Source organism: Flavobacterium anhuiense (genome assembly GCF_900101855.1).
Lineage (GTDB): Bacteria > Bacteroidota > Bacteroidia > Flavobacteriales > Flavobacteriaceae > Flavobacterium > Flavobacterium anhuiense.
Genome location: NZ_FMVC01000001.1, coordinates 98,485 through 110,828 on the forward strand (window position 1 = coordinate 98,485; position 12,344 = coordinate 110,828).

The 12,344-nt window shown below is 34.9% G+C and carries 6 protein-coding genes; all 6 read right to left on the minus strand.

Annotated features, from left to right (window positions below):
• Nucleotides 1-73: 73 nt before the first annotated feature.
• Nucleotides 74-949 carry a hypothetical protein gene (locus BLP44_RS00440; protein WP_139159158.1) on the minus strand — a complete coding sequence of 292 codons (876 nt, stop codon included), beginning with the start codon at nt 947-949 and terminating at the stop codon, nt 74-76.
• 33 nt (nt 950-982) lie between these two features.
• Nucleotides 983-2,491, minus strand: coding sequence for a RagB/SusD family nutrient uptake outer membrane protein (locus BLP44_RS00445; protein WP_091128116.1), 1,509 nt, complete (start codon nt 2,489-2,491; stop codon nt 983-985).
• Between the two features lie 13 nt (nt 2,492-2,504).
• A complete protein-coding gene (locus BLP44_RS00450; RefSeq protein ID WP_091128119.1) occupies nt 2,505-5,615 on the minus strand; it encodes a SusC/RagA family TonB-linked outer membrane protein in 3,111 nt (1,036 codons plus the stop codon).
• 960 nt (nt 5,616-6,575) lie between these two features.
• Nucleotides 6,576-7,367: a hypothetical protein gene (locus BLP44_RS00455; protein WP_091128123.1), complete on the minus strand. Its 792-nt coding sequence runs from the start codon at nt 7,365-7,367 to the stop codon at nt 6,576-6,578.
• Between the two features lie 26 nt (nt 7,368-7,393).
• A complete protein-coding gene (locus BLP44_RS00460) occupies nt 7,394-9,100 on the minus strand; it encodes a RagB/SusD family nutrient uptake outer membrane protein (protein WP_091128127.1) in 1,707 nt (568 codons plus the stop codon).
• A 16-nt stretch (nt 9,101-9,116) separates the two neighbouring features.
• Nucleotides 9,117-12,335 carry a SusC/RagA family TonB-linked outer membrane protein gene (locus tag BLP44_RS00465; protein WP_091128129.1) on the minus strand — a complete coding sequence of 1,073 codons (3,219 nt, stop codon included), beginning with the start codon at nt 12,333-12,335 and terminating at the stop codon, nt 9,117-9,119.
• Nucleotides 12,336-12,344 lie beyond the last annotated feature (9 nt).

The following is a 12,344-nucleotide window of genomic DNA, read 5'->3' on the forward strand; positions in this document are numbered from 1 at the left end:
AAAAAATAGCCCATACTCATAATGATTATGGGCTATTTACAACCAAACTTAAACTTAAACTTAACTTAACTTTTTATTTTCCTCGGAATTCAATTTTTGAAACCGTAATTCCGTCTTTAGTGAAAGTATTACCACCTGAGCGAATCAATAAGTAGATTTTTCCGCTTTCACTGAACTTCACAACATTTGAAACTGTACCTGTTGCATCGTTTTTCACACATCCAATTCCAGACAATCTACCTGAAAATTTATCTTTTGCGCAACCATCCCATGTACTTAATCCCATTACTTTATTGTCTTTATATTCTACTCCTGGTTGAGGTACCGATTTACCAGCATAAACTTCAAACCAAGTTTCATCAGAACCGCTTGGACAAGAAACATTCATATCAATAGTATATTCTCTATCTTTAACAACCTCAATAGCTTGATAAATACCTTCTTGAGCCCATCCCCCTGGCGAATGAATTGTAGCGCTATTATTAGCAAAAGACCAAAAAGCTGCACCTGATGGACTTAATTGTGCACTAGTCCATTTAGCTTGATCTGCGGCTGTAGCAAAAGTTCCTCCTTGTACCAAGTTTCCTTTCGCTGGATCTGTTTGTGCTACTACAATCTGTTGCGAAGAAGTTGTCATTGCAGCTCCTGCACCAACTGCTGTATGTGTAACGGTATAGGTTCCCGCATCAGGTAAAGAAATCACTTGATTCATTTTTCCATTAAAAGCACCATCTCCAAGATCCCATTTTGAAAAAATAACTCCTTTCGGCTGAGCAGTTAGCAAATAAGTATTCATAGCGCCAGCAACTGGTGTTATAGTAAAGGAAGCATCAACATTTGTTGCTACAAGAGGATTCTCATTAACATCTTCAGTACAGCTGTTTAATGTTCCTAATGCTAAAAATAGCATTAGATATACACTTTTTCTGAAATATATATTTAGGTTCATTTCTTTTTGTTTTGGTTAATTAGTAAATAACTACTATTGGTAATTAGGATTTTGTTTCAATTTAGTACCGTTAAGTTCTGTGTACGGAATTGGGAAAATCTCATCTGTTCCGGTATCAAAACCTCTATCAGATAATGCTGCTGCAGCATCTCCCCATCTTACTAAATCGAAGAATCTATGTCCTTCACCTGCTAATTCCATTCTTCTTTCATGCTTAATAGCCGCTAATGTCACAGGCACTGAAGGCAATCCAGCTCTTTCTCTTACGGCATCAAGTAATGCTTGTGCTCTTGGCCCAGATCCTAAAGCTTCTGCTTCCATTAGGTAAGTATCTGCAAGTCTTATTACATAAGAGTTTTGTTTGTAGTTCAATTCTGAGTTACCTCCTCCAGTACTAACATCTGACTGTCTTGGAAGATATTTGTTCAAGAAATATCCTGTATCTTGATAAGCTGGAATATAATCTGCTTTTCCTGCTGCTTTTAACGCTTTTAAGTCAAGAATTGTAGCGTCTTTACGTGGATCACCTTGCATTGCATCATACAATTTTTGAGTTGCAACATTGAAAGCCCATCCTGAAGGAAGATTTGGTGCATCAGAACCTGTTGGTCTAGAATAACCTCTAGGTCCAACCATAATGTTCAAAGAGTTACCCTCATCTCTACCAGATCCCCAAAATGTCCAATCAGAGTTACCTGCGCTACTATGAGATACTTCGATTAATGACTCTGCGTTGAATTTGTTTGACGTTACCCATAAATCGCTAAAATTATCCAGTAATTTATTACCATATTGGTTTGTCTCGCCTGGTGTACCATTTACTTCTGCCAATACAGCTGCTGCCTGAGGTTTTTTACCCTCAAATAGGTACACTTTTCCTAAAAGTGCTTGAGCCGCTCCTTTATTGAATCTTCCTGCTTCAGTATCCTTAATAACAGTATTTGGTAAAACTGCAATCGCCTCTGTTAAATCTTTCTCTATCTGAGCATAAATTACTTCTGGTGCAACTTGCTCAGGAGTATAGATTGTTTCTGTACTTAATGGCTCTAAAACTAATGCAATGTTTTTAAACATTCTTACTAGGTTAAAATAGTAAAGCGCACGTAATGTTTTAGCTTCTGCAGCAAATCTGTTTCTAACCGCATCATTCATTGAAGCTGCAGGCAATTTAGACAACAAAATATTTGCTCTAGAAATACCTTGATAGTGATCATTCCAGTAACTACCTGGGATGGTAATTGAAGAAAGTGAGTGTGTAGAGAAATTCTGGATTCCAGTTCCATCTGTAGAACTACCACCTCCAGCATAAAAATCATCAGAGCCTGCATTAAGCATTGCCACCATGTTTTCAAAACCACCAGTATTTTTTCTCATTGGATCATACACCCCAATTAAAGCAGCATAACATTGCTGTTCATTAGAAAAATATGTATCTGTATCAAATTTTCCTTGTGGATTAATGGTAACAAAATCTTCAGAACAAGATCCTAAGACTGCCAATGCCACAGCTATATATATATATTTAAATTTTATCGTTTTCATGATTCTTTAATTTTTAAAATTGAACGTTAGCTCCAAACAGAATAGATCTTGCTTGCGGATAAACTCCTTTATCTACACCATAAACCTGACCTCCAATTTCTGGATCAAATCCAGTGTATTTTGTAAAAGTGATTAAGTTCTCTCCTGTTAGGTAAAAACGAACTTTATCAGCTCCAATTTTAGATGATAAATTAGTTGGCATTGTATACCCAAGAGTTACCACTTTCAGACGTAGATAATTTCCGTTTTCAAGATAAAAATCAGACATGTTAGTGTAGTTTTTATTTGGGTCATTATTTGTCAATCTTGGGTAATCGTTTGAAGTTCCTTCTCCAACCCAACGCTCTAAAGCTTTTGTTTGGTAGTTTGCATTCAATACATCCAATCTTCTTAAACCTTGGAAAATTTTGCTTCCAGCTGCTCCTTGAGTAAATGCCATAAAGTCAAAGTTTTTGTAATCTAAGTTTACTGTAAAACCAAAAGTATACTTAGGCAAGTTTGTTCCTAAGAATTGTTTATCATCATCAGTAATTTTTCCATCACCATTAGAATCTACCCAGCGGAAATCTCCAGGTCTAGCATTTGGCTGGATTAAACCTCCTGAAGCGTTTTTATATGCTGCAACTTCAGCTTCGTTTTGGAAAATACCCGCAGTTTTGAAACCATAAAATTCGTTAAACGAGTGACCAACTTGTGTTCTTGTTACTGGCCCCATAGATTGGAAAGAAGCATCTCCAACAATGAAATTTGTAGATGATCCTACATATGTAATTTCGTTTTTCAAGTAAGCAAGGTTTGCATTAACTCCTAAATTGAACTCACCAAGTCTTTTCTTGTATCCTAATTCAACCTCAATACCGCTGTTATCCATATCCGCAATATTTGCAGATGGAGCATCAACTACCCCCACATATCCAGGAATTACGATGTTTCTTAAGATTCCTTTTGTTGTTTTTTTGTAGTAATCAAGAGTAAGAGAAAAATCATTGAATAATTTTGCATCAAGACCAACTGTTGTCTGAGATGTTTCTTCCCATCCTAAGTTTGCGTTTGGAAGAGTTGAGTTTCCGTAGCCTGTAGTTATGCCTCCCGACGTTCCTACAGCATAGTTATAACCCCCAACAACTGTTGCTCTATATTTGAAGTCATCAATATTATCGTTACCTACGACTCCATAACCTCCACGTAGTTTTAAAGTATTAACTACGTTATTTTCTTTCCAGAAACCTTCTTTTGAAACCACCCATCCTAAAGAGAATGAAGGGAAAACTCCCCATTTTTTGTTTTCGCCAAAACGAGTTGATCCATCACGACGAACAATACCTGTGAAAAGATATTTTTCCATGTAATCGTAGTTAGCACGTAAGAACAATGAAGATAATTTGTGCTCTGTAAAATCACTTGCTCTATTAACTCTATCCGTTTGCGGGATATCAAAGTTAAATGATGCATCTTTATAACTTGTAATTGGCAATCCGAACATTGTTACTCCAATAGAACCACCAATATTTTCAACATACGCACCTTGCCCAGCTAACACACTAACATTGTGATCTCCAAATTTGTTAGCATAGCTTAAAGTATTCTCAAGTGTCCACGCTAAAGATTTGTTATTATTCTGACTGTAGTTATTTCTATCAGCTTTCATGTTTGGGTTTAAGAAGAATACTGGAGTAAACATTTCATCTCCCCAATAAGCTAACTTACCACCAAGTGTAGTTCTAAATTTTAAGTGGCTTGTAATGTTAGCTTCTAAATAAGCATTCCCAACAAAATCATCTGACCAGCTGTATCCTCCTAATCTTGTTTGAATATATCCAAGAGGGTTTGTCATCTCTTGTTGTACTAAAGAAGATATTCCGTAAGGATTGCCATTTGCATCTCTAACTACATTTGGATTAGTATAGAAACCTGAATTTGCTACAGCAGGATCGGTAACCACTAGTGGAGTCAATGGATCTAAGTTGATTGCAGAGCTTAAAGGTCCACCAAACTCACTGTTTGTATTACCAATACCTTTTGTTTTTTGGTGTGTATATCCAAAAGTTTGTCCGAAAGTAAAGTAATCAGAAATTTTGTGTGTTGAGTTTAATCTGAAGTTTTTCTTTGTGTAGTTAGAAATATCTGTTGTAACAATACCTTCCTGATCTTGAATTCCGAAAGAAGCATAGAAAGTAGATTTTTCACCACCACCACTAATACTTAACTCGTGAGTGTATCTGAAAGCAGAATCATTAAAGATTGCATCTTGCCAATTAGTACCTTTTCCAAATGCTGCAGGATTTGTGTATTTAATAGCGCCTCCGTCATTTAAAGATTTTTCATTCATTAAAGTTGCATACTGAGTAGCATTCAACATATCTAATTTTTTAGCTGGAGCAGATATACCAGCAAAACCATTATAGTTTACAGAAATTTTCCCTGATTTACCTTTTTTAGTAGTAACTAAGATAACCCCTGTAGCCGCACGAGTACCGTAGATTGCAGCAGAAGCCGCATCTTTAAGAACCTCAATAGATTCGATATCACTTTGGTTGATAAAACCAATTGCGTTTGCATCTACAGCAATACCATCAACAACCCAAAGAGGGTCATTTCCACCTTCTCTAAATGTAGTGATACCTCTTACACGAACTTTTGAGTTTGCTCCAGGCTGTCCAGAAGTAGCTGCAACAGAAACCCCTGCTACTCTACCTTGTAAAGCTTGCTCAACTCTTCCGTTTGGTACTTTTTCTAAATCAGCCGATTTTACACTAGAGATTGCCCCAGTTACAACAGATTTCTTTTGAGTACCGTATCCAACAACAACAACCTCATTTAAAGATTGTGATTCTGGTTTTAATTGAACTGTAATTTTTGTTCTTCCGTTTATAGCTTCAGTTACTGTAGCATAACCAATAAACGTAATTGTTAATGATCCGCTTGAAGGCGCTTGAATCTGGAATTTCCCGTCAAAGTCTGACGCAGTAGATTTTGTAGTACCTTTTAATAAAATTGTTGCACCTGGAACAGGCATACCATTTTCATCGTTAATTATTCCATTTACTGTGACATCCTGAGCCATAGCTATAACCGAGAATAACAAAGATGAAATACAAAAAACAAGTAATTTTGTTAATTTCATTTTTCTAAAAATTTTGGTTAATTAATTAGTAATTTGATGCAATACTAAAACTAAATTTTCACTTTTCACATCTTGAAGTCACTACAAAAACACATCAAATTAAAAAAAATAATATTATAAAAACACATCAAAAAAATCATAATTATTTGGTTATTAAACAATTAAAAAAACAAAAAATAGTACTAAAGAAAAGTTAATTTTAAAAAATAACACTACACTATATTTCTTTATGAAAAGTGTATTAAAAATTATCAAAACTACAACGTGATAGTAGCACTAACAAAGCCATAAACAACTATACTATAGACAATTACAACAACATTAAGTTCAATTTTAACAAAAATCAAAAAATAGAGAATATCATATTTTTACCCTACTTTTTTTACATTATTGACAATATTTTTTATAGAAAGAAAAATCCTATTTTTAATAAATTTATAAGAAATATTTTACTTTTAAGACGATTTTTAAATAAAAATTTGAAAAAAATCACTTCAGAAAATGAAGAAAAAAGATGTTTTTTACTGAAAATAATGAAGTGATGGTCCTTTTCTATAATATCCCAAAATTTAAGATCTCTCAGAAGATTGATTAACTTATAATACAAGAGAAGAAACAATTTCTAATAATCATTCAAAAGAGATAGCAAAATGATCGAGCTTACTTCTCAAATTCTTTAGTATTGCTCTACACGAAAAAATATAGAATTGTATCCGAATACAGTGCTAAGTTGAATTAGAGCAAAGATTTCACTTCTTTACATTCTCTTTTATAGGCATATTTCACAGTTATTTAACTATTCCAACTAGAACAAAAAAATAGCCCATAATCGAAATTATGGGCTACCCAGGCAATAAACTTAACTTAAACTAACCATAGTTTAAATTTTAAAATATGCTTCTACAATTAAAGAAGCATATTTTAGTCTTCCTTTTTCGAAATAACTAACACAAAATATTATTATTCAGGTCTGTAAACAAATGTCCAACCAGTTCCTGCATCCTTTAAACTTCTAGGAACATACAGTACTAACTTATCTTCAGTAAGTGTAATAATAGTATACTCGTTAGCAGCATTTCCAGCTTCATATCCTAAAATTTTTGAATCCTTGATGAATAGCTTTTTATTAGCAATATCCAAAACAAAACTTCCCTTTTCTGCTGTTGCAGAAGCAGTTTGATAATGATTATAATTTGCTGCTCCATTTAAATCAAAATGCATTCTACCATTAACATCTAACGGAGGACAGCAATCACCTGCATTCCACCATGCACTCATAGCTGAATCTGGATTATCTGGAGGAGACATAAACCAGTACATGTCACCTGTGCCAGCAACACCATCAAAAACCCATGTTTTACCAGCCGAAGTGTTTGTACTTACTAAATCATACCAATCCTGTTCTAATGGAGTGTCAAGTCTGTCCACCTGCACATCGATTTTTTTAGTAAAAAATTCTGCTCCTAGAGTCCCTACGAATGTAAAAGTCGATTTACCTGGAATTGGATAAACAATAGTTACTTCGTTAGTCAGCGCTTTTCCTAAATTATAATCCCAATAACCTGTAACTCCAGGTGTATTCATGCTCAATGTGATCTTGTTTCCTCCTGCAGGACTTTGTTTAGCAACTAATTCAACTCCCGCGACATCAGTAGAATTTTTTAAATGCTGTTCATCCACAATGGGATCGCAAGCCGAGAAGACTAGCACAAATGCAGCAATTAGTAAATATTTTATATTATTAATTTTCATCTTTCTTGTTATTAATAGTTATTGAATTACCAACCTGGATTTTGCGCATAAACTCCATTTAAAATTCTCATTTCTGTTTCTGGAATTGGAACCAAACCTTTTGTTTCAGGTCTATACTTCACGCTATAATTAGCCTCAACACCAGAATTTCGAACTGGAATTACATCATTAAATGAGCTTTCAACATCTCCCCAACGAAGTATATCGAACCAGTGGATACCTTCAAATGCAAATTCATGTAGACGTTCATCTTTAATAGCTTCAAGAGAATATCCTACTGGAGCCAATTTTGCTCTAGCTCTTACAGTATTCATACCATCGGGAGTTTTTGTAATTTCAGAATGCATTAACAATACATCGGCAAAACGCATAAAAATAAAATCTTGAGCATGCATTAACTGCATATCTATATTTGCCCATGCATATAATTGAACAAACATACCAACATTTGATCCTGAACCATTATCGTGCTGAATAGATGTATATTTTTTATTAAAATAACCAGTTTCGTGATCTCCTTTATCTTTCGCATATCCTGCAGTTCCCTGATCTGCTCTTCCTACTTCAAGAATAGAACCTCTTTTTCTCGGATCCAGGTCTGACCATGAGCTGTATAATTTTGGATTTATAGTACACCATCCCCAGCCTTCACCAAACGGAACTAATGAATTACCGCGCATAGAATTAAATAAAACAAGTCTATTGGTATAGATATTACCGTTAGTCCATCCCCAGTCCCCAAAAGAAAATCTCTGTACAAACATAGTTTCTGGATTTCCTGTTCCAAATGTTGGACTAAGACCATCTTGCCCTACCCATGACAACCCCTCAGTAGCTGCCCAAGGCAATACATTGTTTCCTGCACTTTTATTGACATAAGAATAAGGCCATAGATTTCTAAAATCTGGAACCAATTTATGCCCACTATTTTTAATACAATCATCTAAATAAGAAGCTACTTGCGTTGCTGTTATACTACCTCCACCTTGAAGAGGCAAATCTGTAGTTGCTTGTTTTTCAACATTAGTCATATATCCTGTATAAAACAAGTAAACACGCCCTAAGTATGCTTCAGCAACCCATTTGTTAGCATGTCCATATCTAGCTGTTGGAATACTAGTGAAAGGCGTTGAAGGCATGGTCTCAATAGCAGCTTTTAAATCAGAAGCTATAACTGCAAAAGTCTCAGAATAAGTTGATCTACCTACATATCTATCTGCATCATACGTCATAATAAGTGGCACTCCACCAAAAAATTTAGCCAATCTGAAGTAAAAGAAAGCTCGCATGAATAATGCTTCTCCTAATGCCTGTTTCTTAAAGTCTTCTGCTTCAGCAGCAGTTTTAAAATACTTAGAAAAATCTGCTTTTGGAACCGACTCTATAATAGCATTAGCTCTCGAAATACCGTTATAAGATTGTTTCCACATATCATGATAGGTATCTTCTGCCGGGTCTTCAAAATTATCAACCCATTTGGCTGTTTTATCGTCAGGACCACCGCCACCAAGCATCATATTGTCCATCAAATTGGCTGCAATCTGTTCTTCGCTATGGATATTTGCTGTGTAAATGGCATTATAAACACCTGCCATTGCTTCTTCAATATCTGTTGGCGTCTTATAATAAGTCTCCAAGCCTTTTTCCCCAAGATTATCCTGATCCAGATAATCATCACAACTTGTTGCGATAAAAATTGCAGAAACCGCTATAATATATTTTAGTTTTTTCATTTTCGTTGTATTAATATTAAAAATCAGCACTAAGTCCAAACATCACTGTTCTTGCTTGCGGATATAAACCTAAATCAATTCCAGAAGCCCAACTTGCATCATGTCCAAAACGAACATCTGGATCCATACCATCATATTTAGTAAAAGTGTATAAGTTGTTTACTGCGACGTAGAATTTCAGATTACTTATAAACTTGACATCTTTCAATATTTCATTAAAATTATAACCTACCGTTAAATTATTGATTCTCAGATAATCTGCATTCTGCATGTAGATATCAGATATCTCATTTGTATTTCTATTAGAAACTGAACTTAAACGAGGCATTTTGTTTGATGTTCCTTCTCCGTGCCAACGATCAAAAACATCTGATGTATAATTTTGTTTTGGCATATCAGAGAATGATCTGTAAGACTGCATTATTTGCATTCCATATTTTCCAGACATTGTAGTATTTAAGTATACATTTTTATATTCTAAGTTTAACTGAATACCCAATTGAAAATCTGGATTTGGATCCCCTATCATTGTTTTGTCTTTCTCATCAATAACACCGTCGTTGTTTAAATCTACAAAACGAACGTCTCCTGGGCGCTGATCTGCAAAATATGGCTGACCAGTTGGGCCAACATAAGCATTAACTTCTTGTTGGTTCTGCAAAATTCCCGCAGTTTTAAATCCATAGAAGTATCCAATTGGGTAACCTATCTGTGCTCTCGAAACTTCTGAAGTTCCTTGAGACAAAACATGGCTTGGTCCATGAATTATTCCATCAGCATTTGCAACCTTAGTAACTTTATTTTTGTTAGAAGCTCCACTTAAAGTAAGTCCATATTTAAAATCACCAATTTTATCTTTCCAGCTTACAGAAATTTCAAAACCTTTATTTTCAATATCTCCACCGTTGATATAAGGAGGTGCTGCACCAGATGTTCCTGGAGGTTTAGCTTCAACTAACCAATCTCTTGTAGTCTTATTATACCAGTCGAATGTAATTCCTAATCTAGAATCAAATAAGCTTGCATCTAATCCGAAATCTAACTGTTCTGATGTTTCCCAGCTAACATATGGATTTGGAACTCTAGCAGGATATGATGTCGGACCTGAAACTGGTTTCGTATCTCCAAAAAAGTAACCAGGAAAAGCATATGCAATAGTAGAAGAATAAATAAATGGAGGAATAGCCTGATTACCATTTTGCCCCCAACTTCCTCTTAATTTCAAGAAGTTAAGAACTTTTGAAGTGCTTGCCATAAAATCTTCTTTTGAAATAACCCAACCCGCAGATACAGAAGGGAAATTACCATATTTATATCCATTTCCGAAATTAGAAGATCCGTCACGACGTATAATAGCAGAAAGAAGATATTTTTCTTTGTAATCGTATTGTGCTCTTGCAAAATAAGACATAATACCACCTCCGCCAGCAGCAGAATCAAATCCTGAAGTATTGATATCTGCTATAGAAGTTGGGCTCTTAGTATTGTTAATATATGCATATCTTGGATCCCCTGGATATAATAGCCCATTTCGAGAACCACTTAAATTATTGTTTGCTATATTTTTAAATTGCTCGATTCCGACAACAGCATTAACATTATGATTACCAAATTGCTTTTGATATGAAACTGTATTAGTCCAAGTCGAGTTAGCTCCAAAATAAGAATATTGAGAAGCTCCATCAACATTATCATTATACAATACTCCTAAATGATATGTTGGGTTCATAGATCTACCATTTCCAAACCAAGAATCTATACCAAAAACCGATTTAAATCTAAGATTAGCAATGGGTTCAATCTCTACAAAAGCGTTTCCTGCAATTTTATAATCTTTAGGATAATTGTAATTACTTCTATAGAATAACACCGCTAAAGGATTTGTTTGATTTGTAGATAAACCATCTAAAGTTGGTGAAAAACCAAATTCATTAATATTTCTTTCAATACCAGGCTCCCAATATGCCGGTTGCAATGGATTCTGAACAATGGCATTATGCAAATCGTTACCATAAATATTACCAGACGATACTCCTCTATTTTGAGTATTTGTAAAAGTTAAGTTCTCACCTATGGTTATAATACTATGGTTATCATTCTTTTTTAGAACCATTTGAGTATTCATTCTTGCAGTTAACCTTTTGAATCCGGCATCTACAATATTACCTCCAATTATACCATCTTGATCATAGTAGGAAAGACCAACTGAGTAAGTAATATCTTCACTTCCTCCTGTGATATTAAGTGCATGATTTACAACAGGAGCATTCTTTTTTGACATTTCATCCACCCAATTTGTTCCTTTCCATCCATTTTGAAGCTTTTCCCAAATTTCATTTCCATATTGAGTTCCAGCTCCTGGGTAATTATTCTCCAACCAACTATTATTTGTTAAAATAGCTTTCCAATCATGAGGAGCAAGTCCGTCATTAACTCGTCCTTCATCCATAATATACATATATTCTTGTGCATTTAGAGGATCTACGTTTTTATACGTGTTTTGAATTCCAAAAAATGAATCATAACTAATTCTGGCTGGTTTTCCTTTGCGACCTTTTACAGTAGTTACTAAGACAACTCCGTTTGCTGCTCTAGACCCATAGATTGCGGCGGAAGCAGCATCTTTAAGAACATCAATAGACTCAATATCTGAAGGGCTCAAATAATCAATATTTCCAACAGTTACACCATCAACAATATATAAAGGATCAGAATTCCCTACGGTTCCTAATCCACGAATGGTAACCTTAGTACCAGCACCCGGAGCTCCGCTATTTCTAGTAATACTAATACCTGGCGCAATACCTTGAAGCGCCTCCATTGCAGATCCTGTATTTAGTTCCTGCAGCGTTTCTCCTTTAAAATTCGAGGAAGCCCCAGTAATTAAAGCTTTCTTTTGTGTTCCGTATCCGATAACCACAACTTCATTTAAACTTTGAGATACTGCCTTGAGGACAATAGTAAGTTTTGTTTTTCCGTTTATTGCCTCATTTAAAGTTTCAAAACCAACGAAACTAATTGTCAAAGTTCCATTAGAGGGAGCGCTAATCTGAAATTTCCCATCAAAGTCAGACGCAGTTGCCTTATTGGTTCCCTTTACTAAAACCGTCGCACCTGGGACGGGTAATCCACTTTCATCATTAATGATTCCATTTATGGTCACATCCTGAGCAAAGGTGACAACAGAAAACAGTAAAGACGAAATACAAAAAATAAATAATTTTGTTAATTTCATTTTTCTAAA